This is a genomic window from Achromobacter sp. NFACC18-2 (assembly GCF_900108985.1).
Lineage (GTDB): Bacteria > Pseudomonadota > Gammaproteobacteria > Burkholderiales > Burkholderiaceae_B > Achromobacter.
The window spans coordinates 158,453-177,398 of record NZ_FNYM01000015.1; the positions used below are offsets into that span (position 1 = coordinate 158,453).

The following is an 18,946-nucleotide window of genomic DNA, read 5'->3' on the forward strand; positions in this document are numbered from 1 at the left end:
CAAGGCAAGTCTGCAATTTATGCTGGCCGGTGTCCACAACGGGCCTCCCGATGAATCCGCCGCACCGTCGCCGCGACGCGCTCGATGTCTTCTGCCGTCATATCGTGATAGCTCGGCAGATTAATGGCGCGCTGGGGGATGTCGTACGCAAGCACATTACGCGGGCAAGGTTCGAACATGGGCAGGCTGGATAGCGGATGGAAGAATACCCGTGCGTCGATGCCTTCCGGATTCAGGGCAGCCTGGAGGTGTTCACGCGTGATGCCAAGCTCGCGTCCGAAGACCGCAGTCGGCATCCAGTAACCGTTGCGAACACCCTCAGGTTCCGGATTCATTGTCACGTCCGACAGCCCGCCCAGTGCGGCCTGGTATGCGTCGAAGACGCGCCTTTTCCCGGCGATCAGTTCGTCGATGCGTTCTAGTTGTGCGCATCCGATCGCCGCCTGGATGTTCGACATCTTGTATTTGAAGCCCAGAAGATCAGGCCAGAACTGCTTGGATTGCCTGGCGTGCCGTCCATGGTTCGACAGCGTGACCGCTGTCTCATAGAGCGTCGGGTCGTTGGTGACGAGCATGCCGCCCTCTCCCGTGGTTAGCGTTTTCGTTCCGTGGAACGAAAAGGCGCCAAACACGCCCATGCTGCCCGCCCGTCTGTCGCGGTAAGCTGAGCCGATGGCTTCGGCCGCGTCTTCGATGACGGGGATGCCGTAACGCTCGCCGATGGCAAGCAACCGGTCCATGTCGCAGAGATTGCCGTAAAGGTGGACAGCCAGGATGGCTTTCGTTCGCGGTGTGATCGCTGCTTCGACCCGGGCGGGGTCGATGCACCACGAATCAGGCAGGATGTCGACGAAGACGGGCTTGGCGCCTAAATGGACGATCGGCGCGGCGCTGGCGATCCAATTGGTGTCCGCCATGATGACTTCATCGCCCGGGCCGATGCCCAGCGCCGCCATGCCGATGTGCAGCGCGCCGGTGCAACTGGACGTGGCAATGGCGTACTGCGTCCCGATGTGTGTCTTGAAACCCTGTTCGAAGCGGCCCAGATATTCATAACAGCGCTCGCCCCACCCATTGCGGGCTGCGTCGGCCGCGTATTCGACCTCAAGGTCAGTGATCGACGGCTTGGTGTAATGGATGCGTGCGTTCATCGTACTTCCAGGGAAGGTACCGCCGTCACGAACTTGCCACCCCACTCTCGGATATAGGCATTCTGGTTGACGATTTCTTCAACGATGTTCCATGGGAACACAACCACGTAATCGGGACGCGCCTGCCTCAGCGCTGTCGGCGCGAGAATGGGAATGCGGCTGCCCGGCAGAAATTTTCCTTGCTTGTATGCGGCGGCGTCGCACACGAAGGGCAGCAGATCCGGCTTGATGCCGGCATAGTTGAGCAGCGTATTGCCCTTGGCCGCCGCGCCGTAGGCGGCGACGACCTTTCCCGCTCGCTTCTGCTCGATCAGGAATTGAATGAAATTGTCCTTGATCTGGTCGACGCGCGATTGGAAATTCAGATAGGCCTGAGGATCCTGCAATCCGCCTTGTGCCTCTACCTGTAGGATTTGGGCTACCGCCTCGCTGTCCGTGCGCCGATCATCGGCATGGCATCCATATACGCGCAGGCTTCCGCCATGGGTCGGAATTTCTTCCACGTCCGTGATGCGCAGCCCGCAGGCCGAAAAAATTCGGCCGACGGTATAGAGTGACAGGTACGAGTAGTGCTCGTGATAGATGGTATCGAACTGCGATTGATCAAGCAGGCGAAGCAAGTGCGGAAACTCGAGGGTGAGGGTTCCTCCCGGTTTCAGCGCGGCTTTCATGCCCAGCGTGAAGTCGTTGATGTCGGGAACATGCGCGTAAACGTTGTTTCCCACGATCAGGTCGGCCTGTCGGCCTTCAGTACGAAGGCGCTTGCCCATTTCGTGGCCGAAGAATTCGCGCAGGACCGATATGCCCAACGCCTCGGCGGCGTCGGCGGTGCTGGCGGTTGGCTCGATGCCAAGGCACGGAATGCCGGCGGCCACGAAATTCTTCAACAGGTAGCCGTCATTGGAAGCCAGTTCGATCACGAGGCTTTGATCGTTCAGGTTGAATCGCTGTATCGCCATGTCGCTATAGCTGGCGGCATGGGAAAGCCAGCTTGCGGAAGTCGACGAAAAGTACGCGTAGTCTTTGGTGAACAGCGCGTCCGCCTGCGTATAGTCTTCGGTTTGCACGAGCCAGCACATATGGCAGACCCGGACCTTGAGCGGATAGTGGGTCTCTGGTTTGGTCAGATCCTGCTCGGTCACGTAGGCGTTGGACGGCGGCGCTGTTCCCAGATCCACGAACGTCTGCTGCAAAGGGGTGGCGCAATGGCGGCACTTCATACTTGAATTCCTGCGAAATCGTCTGGGAGCAGGGGGTGCGACCTGTCCCTGGAAGAAAGCTCGATTGGCTCGAGGGGCCACCTGATGGCCAACGTCGGATCATCGTGCCGCAGACCGCCTTCTGCCAAAGGGGTATAGAAAGCGGTGTGCAGATATATCAGCTCGCTGTCCGGTTCGAGCGCCTGGAATCCATGGGCACACCCTTCCGGAATGACGAGCATGCGGGCGGATTCCATGTCAAGCTCTTGGGCATGCCATTTCAGAAACGTGGCAGAGCCCGCGCGCAAATCCACCACGACATCCCACACCCGGCCCCGGATGCAGCGCACGAGCTTCATCTCTGCATACGGCGGGCGCTGGAAGTGCATTCCTCTAACCGCGCCGGCGCGGGTCGTCCGCGAATGATTGATCTGGACGATCTGTCGCGAGCCCATGAGCTCGGCCAGGCTTTGCGCGCAGTAAACACGCGTGAAAGCGCCGCGCGAATCCGCGTGCGTGCGGGTTTCGACGACGAATGCGCCCGCGATGGGGGTAGGGATGACGTTCACGCCTGCACCCAACGGCAGCCGGCACGCGCCGCCTGCTCGACGTATTGCCGCAATTGCGCGGGCGTGCTCGCCGAACCGGTTTCATGGTGGCGACGGTACCAATCGGCCGTCATCGCGAGGGCGTCATCGAGCCGCAGTGCCGGCCGCCATCCCAGGGATTGGCGCGCCTTGGCGCACTCCAGCAAGAGCAGACCTGCCTCATGAGGGCCGGACGACGGCTGGGCATTCCAGGCCAGGTCCGGCCAGTGGTGACTCAGCCTGCCAAGCAACTCGGCTACGCTGCGGTTGTCTTCGGCCGCCGGCCCGAAGTTCCAGCTTCCCGAGAAGGCGCGATCGCCATCCAATAGCCGCTGGCCCAGCATCAGGTAGCCGGACAGGCAATCCAGCACGTGCTGCCAGGGTCGGGTGGCGGCAGGGGAGCGGACGTCGAGCGCGCGGCCGTCGTACACTGCCCTGACCAGGTCAGGCACCAGCCGGTCCCGAGCCCAGTCACCGCCACCGATGACGTTGCCCGCGCGAGCGCTGGCAACCAGCACTGGCGTGCCGGCGTTCCAGAACGATTTGCGATAACTGTCTACCAGGATCTCGCAGGCGGCCTTGGATGCGCTATAGGGGTCATGCCCTCCCAGCGCGTCGTTCTCACGGTATCCCCAGTGCCATTCCTGGTTGGCATAAACCTTGTCGGTAGTGATGATTACGACTGCCCGCACGCTGGGGATGTTACGGCAGGCCTCGAGCACATTTGCCGTGCCCATCACGTTGGTGGACCAACTATTCAGTGGGTCGCCATACGACTCGCGGACGAGGGTCTGTGCGGCCAAATGGAAAACAATCTCCGGCTGGGCCTGCGCCATGGCGTCGGCCACCGTTTGAACGTTGCGGATGTCGCCTCGCAGATCGGTCGTCCGCGTATGCAGGAGGTCCCAGTGGTTCATCGTCCCGGCGGGCGCGAGCGACAGACCGGTAACACGGGCCTGCAACTGGTCGAGCCACGCCGCCAGCCAGCTTCCCTTAAAGCCGGTATGCCCGGAAAGGAAGACGCGTGTGCCTTCGTAAGCGCCGCCGAATAGGGTCAGGCCCATTTTTTCCATGGAGGGTTTCCTTGGGCCCACAGCTGTTCAAGCTGATTCTTGTCCCGCATGGTGTCCATGGGTTGCCAAAAGCCCAGATGTTCGTACGCCTGCAACTCGCCCTGCCGGCTGAGCGTTTCCAGGGGAACGCCCTCCCACGGGCTGTCGTCGCTTTCGATCAGCGACAGCACGCTGGGCGACAACACGAAGAAGCCGCCATTGATCAGACCGCCGTCTCCACGCGGCTTTTCAGTGAATCCGGTTACCGTGTCGCCTTCGCGGCGCAGAGCGCCATAACGGCCCGGAGGCTGAACCGCCGTAACCGTTGCGGCTTTGCCGTGGCTGCGGTGAAAGGCGATCAGCTTGCCGATGTCGATGTCGGAAACCCCGTCGCCATACGTAAAGCAAAACGCCTCTTCTTCCTTGACATAGTTGGCGACGCGCTTCAAACGACCACCGGTCATCGTGTTTTCGCCCGTGTCGACGAGCGTTACCCGCCAGGGCTCGGCTTTGCGCTGATGCACTTCCATGCGATTGTCCGCCATGTCGAACGTCACGTCGGACATGTGCAGGAAGTAGTTGGCGAAGTACTCCTTGATCATGTAGCCCTTGTAGCCGCAGCAGATCACGAAATCATTCACGCCGTAGGCGGAATAGGTCTTCATGATGTGCCAAAGGATCGGGCGTCCGCCGATTTCGATCATGGGCTTGGGGCGAGCTTGGGACTCTTCCGATATCCGCGTCCCCAGTCCGCCGGCGAGAATGATGGCTTTCATGCTTGGGTCTCACACCATTGAGTAAACATTTTCCTGAGATCAGTCTCAAACCGTCGGGTGAAGCCGACCTCGTCCATTAGGGCGCTGTTTCGCATGTCCTGCCGAAGGTTCCTGCGGATTTCTGCTAATGCCGACAGGTCGGTTGCCAGCGAAACCGCCTTCTCAACGTATTCGTCTTCGGTTTCGCATATCCATTCCGGATGGCCGATCGTGCTGAGAATCGAGCTGCCCACACGTCCGACGCTCGGGCGATCCGCCAGCGAGACAAACGGCACACCCATCTGGATAAACTCCACGAGCGTGACGCCCGAGTTGTGGGGAAAGCAATCCAGGCCGATGTCGATGCTCCTGAGCACATCCCACGGGGGGCTGTTGAAGCCGATCAGGAGTCTGTTGCGACTGACCCCTTGCGCCTCGAATCGCGCCGCAAGCGCATCGGCCATGGCCGCGTCGCGGTAGCTGCCGCTGTTCACGACCAAGCGGGCAGTAGGCAACCGTCGCAGGATCGCGGCCCACGTTCGAATGGTGCGATGGTTGATCCGGATGGCGCGGGACAGGGTGCCAAAGGTGACGCCCTCAGCCGAAAGCGCGGGAAGTTCGTTGACCTCGCCCATGGCTTCGCCGGGCCGGTAGGGGCAACCGGGCTTCAGGCGCCAAATCTTTTCTGAGAAAAGGTGCTCGGAACCCTCGGGGGCCATCACATCGTCCATGACGATGTAGTCGATTGCCGAGAGGCCCGTCGTGTAGCCGTAACCCATCCATGTCAGCGACACGGGCGCCGGTTTTCTTGCGAAAACGCTCAGCTTGTTGCCTTGAGTATGACCGGCCAGATCTATCAGAATGTCGATCCCGTCCGCACGGATTCTTTCCGCAAGCTCAGCGTCCGTTAACTTCAGGGTGGGAACCCAGTGGTCGAAGTAGGTTCGCAGGCGCGTCGTGACTTCGTCTTCGGTGTCCAGCTCCGCGTAAGCCGTCAGTTCGAATGCCTGCCGGTCATGGTGAATGAGAACAGGTTCTAGGAAGTTGTTGCCGGAATGCTTGCGAAAGTCCGGGGAGACGTAACCTATCCTCAGCCGTCGATCTGCAACCTTCGGGTTCTTGTGTTCCCGCCAGGTTTTCCGTAGTGGCACGCACACGTCACGGTCATAAGTTTGGTAAGCGGCGAAAATCTCCTCCGCGGTCTTGTCGACGGAGTAGTTCAACGCAAACATGCGGTTGTTGCGGGCTGTTATGTCCTGGGGGAACAGGACAAGGGCTTCCTGGAGCACCCGTTCAGCGGCGCTGGCGTCGCCGGCGTCGATCAGCGTCTTGGCCAGATTGATCCAAGCCTTGCGATGCATGGGATCCAACGAAATGGCGGTCCGGTTGCTCTCTTCGGCCTCTTTGTAACGCCGTTCTGTAGCCAATCCGCTTGCCAGGGCGGAGTGCGCTTCCGCGCTCGCCGGCGCCAACTCGATGGCACGGCGACCGGCGGCGATGGATTCGGCCGTGCGTCCCAGGCGCGCCATTGCCACTGCCAAAACGATGTAGCTCTGGGCGTCCGCTGGCGCGAGCTCGATCATCCGCATGGCGGGCAGGACTGCGTCGGGCACGCGTCCAGTGCTGAGAAGCGTAATAGCCAGGGCTTCCCACGCATCCCAGAACTTTGGCGCCGCCTTTGTCAGGCGTCGGGCTATCGGCTCCGCTTCCAAATAGGCCTGCCGCGTCATCAGCTCGTGCAATTGCTTGGCCTGGGGGATGATCGTGGGGCCGGGGTTAGGCTGGTGTCCACTTTGGGTCAGAAGCCCTGCTTGCAGATTCAGAAGCGCCTGCGCGGCGACATACATCCCGAAAACAGGCGCCTTACGCTCCGTGGCGACCAGCACACCATGCAGCAGGTCGAACCATGCCCTGGTCGACCCGTCAGCCAATCCATATCGCTTTATCAGCGCGAGCGTCGATGCCACTTCTCCCAGCTCCACCGGCGTGTCATTTAGCTTGGCCTGCTGGGGTGCAAGCCCGGCAGCGATGGTGCGCAGGATGGAAGCCTGAACGGCAGACGTGGTCACGCGGATCCTTTCGTGCCACAGATTGAATGTCGGCCAGGGCGCGGCGGTCTCGGCTTGCTTCTTCAGGTCGAGGCACGGCAGAAGGCGTAGCGGGGCGTCGCCGGCGCGCTCGTACGGGCTCGCATCCAGACAATAGTTCAGTAGATCCTCTTCAAGCAGGGTGCGCAGGCATTTTTCCAGCGCCTTGCGCCCCGTGGCGTCGTCCCACTGGTTCTTGTGCAGCAATACCGCCAGCAACGTGGTGTATGGCAGGGAGGCGGGCCACGCATGGGCCAGCAGGTCCACCACGTTGATCAAGTCGGGATCGACGGTGGTCAGGCCACGGTCCTGTCCATTGACATAGGTAACGCCGCGCTCTGGGCCGTTGCCAGCCAAGCGCGTCAGGCCGGCCGCGAAACGCAGGTGTTGCAGGCGGGTCAGATCGGGCTGAGCCAGGACGTCGCCGGCACGATCCTGGGACACCCAGAGGCATTGGCGGAAGGCCCGGCCCGTGGCAAAGTCCAGATATTGCTGACGAACGGTCGCGGGCTGCCCCATGGTGAGCAGGCTGTGATTGAGGGATACGCCTTGACCGAAATTGAGCGGTATCTCGCTCATGGGCCGGGCGTCGCCGACGTACGCCAGTCCGGCCGTGGATGCGCGCCCGGCCAGTTCGACGAAGTAGCACCCGGTATTGGCAAGGGGGTTTCGCTGGGCACCGGCATTTGCTGGACCTGCGTTCAAGGCCCTTTCAAAATGCGACGCCGCTGCTGAAAGCTGTGTCCGCTGCGGGTTGGAGGCAGACATGCCATTCTTGAACAGGGTTAACGCGGCCAGCGCGCTTTGCCGCAGTTCCTCGTCCGTCTGCGCGGCATGCCCATGAAGCATGATCGCGTCGCGGACGACATCCAGGCTCTTGGCGCCTGGATATACAGGACTGTCCAGATAGAGCAGCCCTTGTGGCGAAAGCAGCGTGGCGCACACGGCCAGTAGCTCTTGAGCACTGTCCGGCGGAAGGTAGCCGTACATGCCGCTGACAATTATGTAGTCGAACAGTCCCAGTTGAGTACCCAGGTCGCCCGGATTGCCGACGTACAGCGTCAGGTTCTTCAAACCCATGTCCTGCGCGACCGAGGCTCCCTGTGCGATAAGCGCTTCGGAGGCGTCGACGCCGACCGCCTGTGCTTCGGGGTAGGCCACGGCAAAGGGCAACAGGCCCTCGCCCGAGCCGCAACCCAAGGCCAGCACCCGAGCCCGATCTAGCGGAGCCGTTTCCACGCCATATAAGTGCGCTGTGCCGCGCAACCGGGTGGGCGAGAGGGAAGGGGCCAAAGGCTCCGGCTCTGCGACGGAAAGGCTGTGGGAAGAGACCAGATAGGACATATGGCGAGTCGGGGCAGGGCGAAATGGGATGATTCTGTGGCAAGAATTTTACGAATCGCCTCGGCGGTCCATTCGTAGAATCAGCATCGGAATTCGCCACCAGTTTGGGCAAAGCCTTCCTTTGGCCTGCCAAAAAGAAAAAACCCGCCGAAGCGGGTTTTGGAGGTATCCAGGACCGGTGCGAAGGACCGATCCTGGCTGCCGGGGGAAGCCAGGGCTTCCCCTGCCGTCTGTGCTGAATTAACGCAGCAGCGACAGAACGGTTTGCGGCACTTGGTTGGCTTGCGCCAGAACCGAGGTGCCAGCCTGTTGCAGGATCTGAGCCTTGGACATGTTCGACACTTCCGTGGCGTAGTCGGCGTCTTGAATGCGCGAACGAGCGTTGGAGAGGTTGTTGACCACGTTGTTCAGGTTGGCAATCGTCGATTCCAGACGGTTTTGCACGGCACCCAGTTCGCCGGTCAGCTTGTCCAGCTTCGTGAAGGCGGCGTCCAGCGTCTTCATCGGATCGGTGGTCTTCGTACCCGCGCTGGTGTCTTCCGTCGTCAGGTTGCCGGAGCTGTTGACCTTGGCTTCTTCGCCGATCTTGGGAGCGTAGTCGCCGGTGCCCGTGCCGCTCTTGACCGTGACCTTGCCCGTGTTGGGATCGACCGAGTAGTTGGTCGTGTAGGTGTCGGTCGTGGTGAACGTGCCCTTGTCGTCAACGTAGGTGTCGGTCGATTCGCCAGCGGTGAAGGAAATCGTCGCGCTGGTGATGCCGCTGCCGATCTTGATGGTGACGTCGTCGGCGGTGGCGTTGGCGTTCACGGCAGCCAGCAGAGCATCGCTGCTGATGGTGTTCGTGAAGGTCAGTTCGTCAGCGTTGCCGGTGCTGGCGTAAACCTTGCCGCCCAGGGAAACCGACGAGGAGCCAGCGGCGCCGGTGCCGTTGGCGGCAGCGGTGAACACGCTGTCCAGCGTGGCAGCGGTGCCGCCGGCGCTGTTGGTCGTCAGGTTGTTGTCGGTGTCCAGGTAGGCTTGTTGGCCGCCGATGGTGACCTTGCCAGTGGCATCGACTTCAAACGAGGCCGTGGCGTTGCCGGTGTTCGAGTACGTGCCGGTCAGGGTGCCGGTGGCGGGCTTGAGCGAGTTGGCCAGCGCGGTAACGGCGGCAGCGTCGGAAGCCGAGGTGTCGGTGAACGTGAAGTTCTTGTTGGCGGCGTCATACGTGTAGGTGATGCCCGAGGTGGCATCGCTAACGGTGTTGCCGTTTTCCAGCTTGCCGAACACTTGGTCGGCCTTCACGGCGGCGTGCGTCGTGGTGACTTGCCATTCGTTGGCGGCGACGGTCGTGCCACCAGCAGCCTGCAGGTCGGACACGGTGGCCGAACGGTTCTGGGTCACGCCCGAGCCGTTGACGTTGAAGCCGTCCAGACCCAGGGTCTTGACGCTGATTTCGGTCAGGTTCAGGGTGATGGTTTCGCCGTCGTTGGCGCCGACTTGCAGCGTCAGGGGCTTGGCCGAATCCGACAGAACCTTCACGCCGTTGAAGTCGGTTTGTTGCGAAATGCGGTCGATGTCCGACAGACGCTGGTTGATTTCGTCTTGCATCGAGTTCAGCTGTTCTTGCGAGTAGCTGCCGTTCGACGCTTGCACCGACAGTTCGCGAACGCGCTGCAGGTGGGTGTTGATTTCGGAGGCGGCGCCTTCCGTCGTCTGGGCCAGCGAGATACCGTCGTTGGCGTTACGAGCGGCTTGGGTCAGGCCCTTGACGTTCGCGGTGAAGCGGTTGGCAATGGCCATACCGGCGGCGTCGTCCTTGGCGCTGTTGATGCGCAGGCCCGACGACAGGCGCTCGATGGCGGTGCCCAGGGAGGATTGCGACTTGTTCAGGTTGTTCTGAGCAACGAGCGACAAGTAGTTGGTATTGATGACTGCAGCCATGTTGAGGCTCCCAAGAGAGAAAGGCTTCTTCAAACCGGGCAGCTAGGCCGCCCATCGTGTTAACGGGAGAATTCGCTTTCTTGCGTCTTCGAATTTCTCCGTTGCCAGGATTACGGCAGGCCAAAATCAATCTTTAGGCCTATTTCGCGAAAGTCGAACTTATTGTTGTGTCTGCCACTGCCTGGGGGGGGGGGCCGGGCTGGAAATGCTGCGGGCGCCTGAGGCGCCCGCATGTTGTAGATCTGCATCCATATGGAAACAGCAATCAAATAATCTGCGCGATCTGCCCCTCAACCGGCAACTCCTGCCAGGCCTGATCCTTCAACCTCGCCCGGATCCGCGCCGTTGCCTGCGACCGCAGCTGACAAACCCGCGCTTCGGTCACATTCATGATTGCCCCGATTTCCTTCAGATTCAGACCCTGCTCGTAACACAGCGACAGCAGCAGCTTTTCGCGGTCGGGCAGGGCGTCGATGGCGTGGACCAGGGCCTGGCGGAAGTCGCCGGCCAGCAGCGCGTCCAGCGGGTTGCCGCTCGCCGAGCCGTGATTCAGGGTGGCGGACCAGTCGGCCTGGCTGGAAGACGAGTCGGGTTCGGTCGTGAAATCTTCGTAATGGACGATCTGCACGCCTTGCGCGTCGTGCAGGAGCGTCTGGTAATCGCTCAGCGGGATGTCGAGCTGGGCGGCGATCTCGGTCTCGGTGGGCGCTCGCATTAAACGCTGTTCAAGAAGCTGGATTGCCTGTTCAATCTTGCGTGCCTTGGTGCGCACGCTGCGGGGCAGCCAATCCTGGCCGCGCAATTCATCCAGCATCGCGCCACGAATGCGGGTCGTGGCGTAGGTCTCGAATTGGGCGTCCGCGGTTTCCTGGTAGCGGCGGACGGCGTCGAGCAGGCCGATCATGCCGGCTTGTATCAGGTCGTCGAGTTCAACGCTCGCGGGAAGCCGGGCAAGCAATTGCAGGGCCAGCTTCCGAACTAGTGGCGCATATTCGACCAGGCTGTCATCTGCGTGGGGCATTGCGGGAATTCTGGCGGAGTCCATCGTGAAGCGCGGTCGTTGTTGTCAATTTGCGACATTGTCGACAAGCGCGGCTACGGTAAAGCGGACGAATCTGAAGCGTCGGCAAGATGCCATTGTCGGCACTCGAGGGCCTTTCATTTCAGGAAGTACGCAACTTTTTGAATGCTTATTTGGCAAATTGACGAAAATTTGTCACGAACTTCTATGTCAAGGTGTATCTAGAAAGGCACGTTGCGCAACATCAACAAAGATTTGTCATATAAGTCATAGAAAATGACATGACCTGTGGTAAATTTTACTTAAATTGCGAACAAATGATACATTTCGCATTAAAACAGGATGCAGCGAGCGGACAGGTAACAGACGTTGCCTGCGCTATCGGTAATCAAGCCCCTCGGGTGGGATAGGGATAGGGAGTACGGCGTGCAACAAGTAGAAAATTCTTTGCTGGCAGATATTCGCGAAGTGAATCTGTCATATCTGTTACTGGCTCAGCGGATGTTGCGTGATGATTACGCGGCATCGATGTTCCGACTGGGTTTCAGCAACGAGGTTGCTGACATCCTCATGCGCCTGTCGCCTGCGCAGCTCGTAAAGCTGGCCAGCTCCAGCTCGCTGCTGTGCCGTTTCCGTTTCGACGATTACAGCCTGCTGTCCGCGCTGACCCACGACGTGTTGGGTGGTGCGCTGCAGCAAGCGCATGCAACCATCCTGCTCGCCAAACAACCCGTCGAAGAACTGGCCTGACGGCCTGAGAATCCCACTCGGACACACCTGTCATGGCCTCCAAGAGCGTTTCCCAAGAAGCGGACGACATTCTGCTCGCCAGTTCCATGATCACCCTCGGCGCGCGCCTTCAGGTGCTGGAGGCTGAAACCAGCCTCAGCCACGATCGCCTCGCCCGCTTGTATCGCGAAATCCGCGGCTGCTCGCCACCCAAGGGCATGCTGCCTTTTTCGGTTGACTGGTTCATGACCTGGCTCCCGAACATCCACTCATCGCTCTTCTACAACGTGTATTCGTTCCTGAATACGCGCACCACCAGCAAAGGCATACGCGCCACCATCGACGCCTATCGCCTGTATCTCGAAAACGCGGGGCAGGAAGCCACGGATTCCGGTGAGCCTGTCCTCAGCTTCACCCGGGCGTGGATGCTGGTGCGATTCTTCGACAGCGGCATGCTGCAGCTATCGGCGTGCCGTCAATGCGGCGGCCATTTCATCGCCCATGCCCATGATCCCCAGTCGGATTTTGTGTGCGCCATCTGCCGGCCGCCACCCCGTGCGGGCAAGACGCGCGCGGCGGCCAAGGCGCGGGCGGGCAGCCGTCCCGCACCCGCCGCGACCGTCGCGCCGGCCTGATCGGGCGTCCAAATACATCAAAAGCCCTGGAAAACACCCCCTAACCCGCCTTTTTGGGGCAGGGGGGACAGGGGATCATTGACGCAAGTTATAGACTTCGTTGGCAGGGGCCCGTTGTGTTGATTGTTATCGGTTTTCTCGTGGTGATCGTGTCGGTCGTCGGCAGCTTCATAGCGCTGGGCGGCCACTTGGGCGCGCTTTACCAGCCCTTCGAGCTGACGCTGATCTTTGGGGCGGCCTTTGGCGCGTTCCTGGCGGGCAACAGCAAGAAGTCGCTGGGGCTGGTCAAAAAGGCGCTTCCCGATGCACTCAAGAGCTCGCGCTATAGCAAGGACGTGTACATGGAGCTGATGGCGCTCCTGTATGTGTTGCTGAACAAGGCGCGCCGCGAGGGCCTGATGGCCATCGAATCGCACATCGAGGATCCGGGCTCCAGCCCGATCTTCAGCGAATATCCGCGCATCGCCAAAGACGAGAAGCTCATGGAGTTCATCACGGACTACCTGCGCATCATGATCAGCGGCAACATGAGCTCGTTCGAGATCGAGACGCTCATGGACGAGGAAATCGAAACCTACCGCCACGAGCGCGAAGTCCCGGCCCATGCGCTGCAGCAGATGGCCGACGGCCTGCCCGCGTTCGGTATCGTCGCGGCGGTGCTGGGCGTGATCAAGGCGCTGGCCGCCGTGGACCAGCCCCCCGCCATCCTGGGCGACCTGATCTCCAAGGCCATGGTCGGCACGTTCCTGGGCATTCTGCTGGCGTACGGCTTTGTCGGTCCGCTGGCCTCCCGCGTCGAGCGCCGCACGGACGAAGCCATGAAAGTGCTGGAATGCATCAAGACCACGCTGCTTGCCAGCATGAACGGGTATCCGCCCCAGCTGGCGGTGGAATTCGGCCGCAAGGTGCTGTTCTCGTCCGTGCGTCCGACCTTCGGTGAGCTGGAAGAGCACGTCCGGCAGACCAAGTCGACCGGCAAGGCCTGACGGAGCGGGCCATGAGCACGGTAAACAATCACCGTGTGGTGATCCGCCGCAAGAAGGTCAAGGGCGGCGGTCATCACGGGGGAAGCTGGAAGATCGCGTACGCCGACTTCATCACGGCGATGATGGCGTTCTTTCTGGTGATGTGGCTGATCAGCATCGTGCCGCGCGAGGAACTGAAGGGCATCGCGGAATACTTCCGCATGCCGCTGCGCGTCGCCATCACCGGCGGGCCCAGCAGTTCGGCCGAGACCAGCGCCGTTCCCGGCGGCGGGCAGGACCCGCTGCGCAGCGAGGGCGACGTGCGCCGCGGCCAGGGCAACCGGGTCGAGTCCCAGCCCATGGGCGACGCCGAGCGCCGCGAGCAGCATCGCCTCGAAAACCTCAAGCGGCGCCTCGAAAACGTCATCGAGTCCAGCCCCGTCCTGAAGTCCTTCCGGCCGCAGCTCTTGATCGACCTGACGACCGAGGGCCTGCGCATCCAGATCATCGACAACCAGAACCGCCCGATGTTCGCGACCGGCCGCGCCGAAGTGCAGCCGTACATGCGAGACATCCTGCGCGAGCTGGGTCCGGTCCTGAACGAACTGCCCAACAAGGTCAGCATCTCGGGCCATACCGACGCGTCGCAGTATGCGCGCGGCGAGCGCGCCTACAGTAACTGGGAGCTTTCGGCCGACCGGGCGAACGCCTCGCGCCAGGAATTGGTGGCGGGCGGCATGAACGAAAGCAAGGTCATGCGCATCCAGGGTCTGTCTTCCAGCATGAGCCTGGTTAAAGATGATCCGTATGCAGCCGTTAATAGACGCATCAGCCTGGTGGTGCTCAACCAAAGCACCCAGAAGCGCATCGAAAGCGAGAACGCCGCAGCCGCGGACGTGAGCGCCAAGGATGCGCGCGAGGTGGGGACGGCCGTGCAGGCGGTGCAAGCCGCCGGCCAGGCCGCAACGGCAACCAAGCAGGGCGAGGCGGAGAACACCCCGCCCGCTGAAGGGGTTCGATAGCAATGGCGGCAACGATACTCGTGGCGGACGACTCTGCAACGATGCGGATGATCGTGCAGGCGACGCTGACCGGCGCGGGCTGGAAGGTGCTGACGGCCTGCAACGGCCAGGAAGCGCTGGAGGTGGCGATGGCCAACCCGGTGGACCTGGTCGTCAGCGACTGGAACATGCCCGTCAAGGGCGGGCTGGAGTTGATCCAGGGGCTGCGCGAAGCGGACCGGTACATGGATGTGCCGGTGCTGGTGCTGACCACCGAAGACGACGTGGACAGCAAGATGGCGGCCCGGGATCTGGGTGTATGCGGCTGGCTTTCCAAGCCGGTGGATCCCGATGTGCTGGTTGAATTGGCGACCGAACTGCTCGATGAGCAGGCCGGCGCGTAAGCAGGTTCATTTAGGAAGGCGTACGGGTCATGAGTTCTGGTTTGGACCTCAGTCAGTTTTACGAGACCTTTTTCGACGAGGCGGACGAGCTGCTCGCGCAAATGGAGCAGCTCCTGCTCGAGCTCGATGTGGGTGCGCCCGACATCGAGCAGCTCAACGCCATTTTCCGCGCGGCCCATTCGATCAAGGGGGGCGCGGCGACGTTCGGCTGTTTCACGCAGCTGGCGGGCACGACCCATCTGCTTGAAAACCTTCTGGACGCGATCCGTCGCGGCGAAATGGCGCTGCGCACGGACATGATTGATATTTTCTTGGAAACGAAAGACGTGCTCAAAAGCCAACTGGATGCCTATCGGGCCTCCGAAGAGCCCGATGATGCCGTGTTTGAGCGTATCTGCGCCGTGTTGAGGCAGCTTGCGCTGGAGCATAAGGATCCCGCGGCGGCCGCTGCCCCGGCGCCCGCCGCCCCGGCCCCCGCACCCGCCCCGGTGCAGCAGGCGCCCCAGCCCCAGCCCGAACCCGTGGCGCCCGCCGCGCCCGCCGCCGCGGCCGCGGAATCGGGCGCGCAGGCCGGCGGCTTGCCGCTGCGCGTGCGCATCACCAAGGTATCGGACAAGGACGCCGCGTCCCTGCTCGAAGAAATGGGCAATCTCGGCACCGTCAAGGCGAGCGACCGCAGCAACGGCGCGCTGACCGTGTGGGTCGAAAGCACCTGCACGCCCGACGACATCGAGGCCGTGTGCTGCTTCATCGTCGACGGCGACCAGCTCAGCATCGCCCGCGAGGCGGCTCCCGCCAGCGGCGACGCCGCGCCTGCCGTGGCCGAAGCCGCGCCGGCCGCGCAGCCGGCCCCCGCGCCGGTTGCCGCGCCTGTGCCGGAAGCGCCCGTGGCCGAATCGGCCGCTGCCGCCGACGCCCCGGCTGCCCGCGCGGCCGCCCGGCCGGCCGCCGCCGCACCTGCCCACGCGGACAAGGAATCGACGTCGATCCGCGTCGGCGTCGAAAAAGTCGACCAGGTGATCAACCTGGTGGGCGAACTGGTCATCACGCAGGCCATGCTGGCCCAGACCGCCTCCACGCTGGATCCGGTGCTGCACGACCGCCTGCTCAATGGCATGGAACAGCTCGAGCGCAACGCCCGCGACCTGCAGGAAGCGGTCATGTCCATCCGCATGATGCCGATGGATTACGTGTTCAGCCGCTTCCCGCGCCTGGTGCGCGACATCGCCGGCAAAATGGGCAAGCAGATCGAACTGCAGACCTACGGCCGCGCGACCGAGCTGGACAAGAGCCTGATCGAACGCATCATCGACCCGCTGACCCACCTGGTGCGCAACAGCCTGGACCACGGCATCGAAACGCCCGAAAAGCGTATCGCCGCGGGCAAGGATCCGGTCGGGCAGCTCGTCTTGTCCGCACAGCACAACGGCGGCAACATCGTCATCGAAGTCAGCGACGACGGTGGCGGCCTGAACCGCGAAAAGATCCTGAAAAAGGCCATGGCGCAGGGCCTGGCCGTGAACGAGAATTCGCCTGACGACGAGATCTGGCAGCTCATTTTCGCGCCGGGCTTCTCGACCGCGGAAAAGGTCACGGACATTTCCGGCCGCGGCGTCGGCATGGACGTGGTGCGCCGGAACATCCAGGACATGGGCGGCCACGTGCAGCTGTCGTGCGAACCGGGCCACGGCACCACGACGCGCATCGTGCTGCCGCTGACGCTGGCGATCCTGGACGGGATGTCGGTGCGCGTGGGCGAAGAAACCTTCATCCTGCCGCTGAATCACGTCACCGAGTCGCTGCAGCCCACGAACGACCAGATCTATTCGGTGGCGGGCAACGAGCGCGTCATGCACGTGCGCGGCGAATACCTGCCGCTGGTGGAGATGCACCGCGTGTTCTCGGTGGGCGAGGCCCAGACCGATCCCACGCAGGCGATCGCCGTCATCATGCAGGCCGAAGACCGCCGCTTTGCGCTGCTGGTCGATCATCTGATCGGGCAGCACCAGGTGGTCGTGAAGAATCTGGAATCGAATTACCGCAAGGTCCCGGGCATTTCCGCCGCCACCATTCTTGGCGATGGCAGCGTGGCCCTGATTGTCGACGTATTTGCGCTCGCGCGCGCCAACCGGGAACGCTGGTCGCAGCCCGAAGCCGTTCTGAATTGATGGAGCACTAAAAATCATGGCAGCCAAACCGCATGCGCAAGCCGCGCGCAACGAAGATGTCGGCAGCGAGTTCCTGGTCTTCACGCTGGGCGACGAAGAATACGGCATCGACATCCTGAAGGTGCAGGAAATCCGCGGCTACGACGCCGACACGGTTACCCGCATCGCAAACGTTCCCCCGTTCATCAAGGGCGTGACGAACCTGCGCGGCATCATCGTGCCGATCGTGGACCTGCGCATCAAGTTCAACCTGGGCCGCGTCGAATACAACGAGCAGACCGTCGTCATCATCCTGAACCTGGATCGCCGCGTCGTCGGCATCGTGGTGGACGGCGTGTCCGACGTGCTGATGCTCAATTCGGGCCAGATCCGTCCGGCGCCCGAGTTCGGCGCCACGCTGTCGACCGAATATCTCACCGGCCTGGGCACGGTGGATGAGCGGATGCTGATCCTGGTGGATATCGAAAAGCTGATGACCAGCGACGAAATGGCGTTGGTGGAGAAGGTCGCCTCCTGATCGGAGTCCGGCCGGAATGCGGGGTAGAGGCGCCATATTGATCGCGATGTGGCGCTTTCCTTTAACGATTGCAGTCTAGGGATGGTCTTGTGATGCGCAAGTTTTTCGCGAACATGACGATACGCAGCAGCCTGTTGTGGGTGCTGGCGTTTTTCTCATTCATGTTGGTGATCGGAGCCGCGCTGGGTGTGCTGTCGCTGCGCGTCAGCAACGGGACGCTGGCTGAAATCAAGCAATCGCAGGAACTGGACGACGCCGTCAGCCGCGTCGTGTCGAGCTACAAGGACACGCTGAACGGCCTGGGCCGCGCCGCGTCGGCGAACTACGCGGACATCGTGCGCAGCGTGGGCCAGCCAGCCCTGTTGACGCAAGGGCTGTCGAGCGAGGCGGCCGGCCTGCTGGAGCGCGCGAAGGCGTCGCTCAACAAGGGGCAGGCCGAGTTCGACTTCTTCAAGACGCTGCCCCGGCCGCCCGAAGCGGCCGAGTCGCTCAAGGAAATCGAGGACTCCTACGCGGTCCTCGTGCAGCAGGGCCTCACCCCGCTGGTCGGCGCGCTGGAGAAGGCGGACATGACGGCCTACCAGACGCAGGTCCAGAAGGTGCAGGACGCGCTGGAAGGCCGTTTCGCGCGCGCCGTCGAAGGCTTCGATTTCTGGCGCGCCAGCAAGATGATGGACGCGTTCGACGTGGCGCAGGTGCGCTACCAGTTCGTCCTGATGGCCGTCGGCGCCGGCGGCATCATCGCCGCGCTGCTGGTCTTTGCCACCTATGTCTTCCTGCGCCGCCGCGTGCTGCAGCCGTTGAAGGAAGCCGGCCACCACTTCGACCGCATTGCGGGCGGCGACCTGACGGCCCGCGTGGAAGTCAGCAACTCCAACGAAATCGGCCAGCTCTTTGCGGCGCTCAAGCGCATGCAGGAAAGCCTGACGCGCACAGTCGCCTCGGTGCGCCGCGGCGTGGACGAAATCAACGTCGGGTCGCACGAGATCGCGGCCGGCAACACGGACCTGTCCAGCCGCACCGAGCAGCAGGCCGCTTCGCTGGAAGAGACTGCTGCCTCCATGGAGGAACTGGCCTCGACCGTGAAGCAGAACGCGGACAACGCGCGCCAGGCCAATCAACTGGCCGCCAGCGCATCGGACGTGGCCGAGCGCGGCGGTTCGGCAGTGTCGGAAGTGGTCAACACCATGGAAGGCATTTCGGCCAGCTCGCGCAAGATCTCGGAAATCGTGTCGGTCATCGACGGCATCGCGTTCCAGACCAACATCCTGGCGCTGAACGCCGCGGTGGAAGCGGCGCGCGCGGGCGAGCAGGGCAAGGGCTTTGCGGTGGTGGCGGGCGAAGTGCGCTCGCTGGCGCAGCGCAGCGCGCAAGCGGCCAAGGAAATCAAGGGCCTGATCGAGGATTC

16 protein-coding genes are annotated in these 18,946 nt (G+C 62.2%); 8 read left to right on the forward strand and 8 right to left on the reverse strand.

Going from position 1 to position 18,946, the window contains the following annotated elements:
- Positions 1-17: 17 nt before the first annotated feature.
- The 8 genes from BMW75_RS21885 to BMW75_RS21920 all read right to left on the reverse strand — a co-directional run bounded on the left by BMW75_RS21885 (position 18) and on the right by BMW75_RS21920 (position 11,119).
- Positions 18-1,151, reverse strand: coding sequence for a DegT/DnrJ/EryC1/StrS family aminotransferase (locus tag BMW75_RS21885; protein ID WP_092581845.1), 1,134 nt, complete (start codon positions 1,149-1,151; stop codon positions 18-20).
- Positions 1,148-2,371, reverse strand: coding sequence for a class I SAM-dependent methyltransferase (locus BMW75_RS21890; RefSeq protein ID WP_092581846.1), 1,224 nt, complete (start codon positions 2,369-2,371; stop codon positions 1,148-1,150). The genes BMW75_RS21885 and BMW75_RS21890 overlap by 4 nt, the downstream gene beginning before the upstream one ends.
- Positions 2,368-2,919 (reverse strand): dTDP-4-dehydrorhamnose 3,5-epimerase family protein, encoded by a 552-nt coding sequence (locus tag BMW75_RS21895; RefSeq protein ID WP_092581860.1) that lies wholly within the window; start codon positions 2,917-2,919, stop codon positions 2,368-2,370. The genes BMW75_RS21890 and BMW75_RS21895 overlap by 4 nt, the downstream gene beginning before the upstream one ends.
- A complete protein-coding gene (rfbG, locus tag BMW75_RS21900; RefSeq protein ID WP_092581847.1) occupies positions 2,916-4,010 on the reverse strand; it encodes a CDP-glucose 4,6-dehydratase in 1,095 nt (364 codons plus the stop codon). The genes BMW75_RS21895 and rfbG overlap by 4 nt, the downstream gene beginning before the upstream one ends.
- Entirely contained in the window at positions 3,992-4,765 is a 774-nt protein-coding gene (rfbF, locus tag BMW75_RS21905) for a glucose-1-phosphate cytidylyltransferase (protein ID WP_092581848.1), read from the reverse strand. The genes rfbG and rfbF overlap by 19 nt, the downstream gene beginning before the upstream one ends.
- Positions 4,762-8,175, reverse strand: a complete 3,414-nt coding sequence (locus BMW75_RS21910; RefSeq protein WP_092581849.1) for a bifunctional class I SAM-dependent methyltransferase/glycosyltransferase — start codon at positions 8,173-8,175, stop codon at positions 4,762-4,764. Before BMW75_RS21910 ends, rfbF begins: the two co-directional genes overlap by 4 nt.
- Positions 8,176-8,415: 240 nt before the next feature.
- Entirely contained in the window at positions 8,416-10,098 is a 1,683-nt protein-coding gene (locus BMW75_RS21915; protein ID WP_092581850.1) for a flagellin N-terminal helical domain-containing protein, read from the reverse strand.
- A 265-nt stretch (positions 10,099-10,363) separates the two neighbouring features.
- Complete coding sequence (locus BMW75_RS21920; RefSeq protein WP_092581851.1) at positions 10,364-11,119, reverse strand: RNA polymerase sigma factor FliA; 756 nt, start codon at positions 11,117-11,119, stop codon at positions 10,364-10,366.
- 426 nt (positions 11,120-11,545) lie between these two features.
- On the opposite strand from BMW75_RS21920, the gene flhD reads away from it, so the two are divergent.
- The 8 genes from flhD to BMW75_RS21960 all read left to right on the forward strand — a co-directional run.
- Positions 11,546-11,869: a flagellar transcriptional regulator FlhD gene (gene flhD / locus BMW75_RS21925; protein ID WP_006219025.1), complete on the forward strand. Its 324-nt coding sequence runs from the start codon at positions 11,546-11,548 to the stop codon at positions 11,867-11,869.
- Positions 11,870-11,901: 32 nt separating this feature from the next.
- On the forward strand, positions 11,902-12,483 hold the full coding sequence (gene flhC / locus BMW75_RS21930) for a flagellar transcriptional regulator FlhC (protein WP_076521364.1): 582 nt from the start codon (positions 11,902-11,904) through the stop codon (positions 12,481-12,483).
- Positions 12,484-12,599: 116 nt separating this feature from the next.
- Positions 12,600-13,469: a flagellar motor stator protein MotA gene (motA, locus tag BMW75_RS21935; RefSeq protein WP_076521363.1), complete on the forward strand. Its 870-nt coding sequence runs from the start codon at positions 12,600-12,602 to the stop codon at positions 13,467-13,469.
- A gap of 11 nt (positions 13,470-13,480) precedes the next feature.
- Positions 13,481-14,470: a flagellar motor protein MotB gene (motB, locus tag BMW75_RS21940; protein ID WP_076521362.1), complete on the forward strand. Its 990-nt coding sequence runs from the start codon at positions 13,481-13,483 to the stop codon at positions 14,468-14,470.
- 2 nt (positions 14,471-14,472) lie between these two features.
- Complete coding sequence (locus BMW75_RS21945; protein ID WP_076521361.1) at positions 14,473-14,853, forward strand: response regulator; 381 nt, start codon at positions 14,473-14,475, stop codon at positions 14,851-14,853.
- Between the two features lie 29 nt (positions 14,854-14,882).
- A complete protein-coding gene (gene cheA, locus BMW75_RS21950) occupies positions 14,883-17,021 on the forward strand; it encodes a chemotaxis protein CheA (RefSeq protein ID WP_092581852.1) in 2,139 nt (712 codons plus the stop codon).
- Positions 17,022-17,037: 16 nt separating this feature from the next.
- Complete coding sequence (gene cheW, locus BMW75_RS21955) at positions 17,038-17,538, forward strand: chemotaxis protein CheW (RefSeq protein WP_076521359.1); 501 nt, start codon at positions 17,038-17,040, stop codon at positions 17,536-17,538.
- 92 nt (positions 17,539-17,630) lie between these two features.
- The coding region (locus BMW75_RS21960; protein WP_092581853.1) for a methyl-accepting chemotaxis protein at positions 17,631-18,946 on the forward strand (1,316 nt) is incomplete at its 3' end.

Bases quoted from the DNA above. Each gene is read 5' to 3' on its own strand.
- cheW (WP_076521359.1), top strand. From the start codon at position 17,038: ATGGCAGCCAAACCGCATGCGCAAGCCGCGCGCAACGAAGATGTCGGC.
- motB (WP_076521362.1), top strand. From the start codon at position 13,481: ATGAGCACGGTAAACAATCACCGTGTGGTGATCCGCCGCAAGAAGGTC.
- BMW75_RS21920 (WP_092581851.1), bottom strand. From the start codon at position 11,119: ATGCCCCACGCAGATGACAGCCTGGTCGAATATGCGCCACTAGTTCGG.
- BMW75_RS21885 (WP_092581845.1), bottom strand. From the start codon at position 1,151: ATGAACGCACGCATCCATTACACCAAGCCGTCGATCACTGACCTTGAG.
- cheA (WP_092581852.1), top strand. From the start codon at position 14,883: ATGAGTTCTGGTTTGGACCTCAGTCAGTTTTACGAGACCTTTTTCGAC.
- BMW75_RS21890 (WP_092581846.1), bottom strand. From the start codon at position 2,371: ATGAAGTGCCGCCATTGCGCCACCCCTTTGCAGCAGACGTTCGTGGAT.
- BMW75_RS21945 (WP_076521361.1), top strand. From the start codon at position 14,473: ATGGCGGCAACGATACTCGTGGCGGACGACTCTGCAACGATGCGGATG.
- flhC (WP_076521364.1), top strand. From the start codon at position 11,902: ATGGCCTCCAAGAGCGTTTCCCAAGAAGCGGACGACATTCTGCTCGCC.
- BMW75_RS21910 (WP_092581849.1), bottom strand. From the start codon at position 8,175: ATGTCCTATCTGGTCTCTTCCCACAGCCTTTCCGTCGCAGAGCCGGAG.
- BMW75_RS21915 (WP_092581850.1), bottom strand. From the start codon at position 10,098: ATGGCTGCAGTCATCAATACCAACTACTTGTCGCTCGTTGCTCAGAAC.
- rfbF (WP_092581848.1), bottom strand. From the start codon at position 4,765: ATGAAAGCCATCATTCTCGCCGGCGGACTGGGGACGCGGATATCGGAA.
- rfbG (WP_092581847.1), bottom strand. From the start codon at position 4,010: ATGGAAAAAATGGGCCTGACCCTATTCGGCGGCGCTTACGAAGGCACA.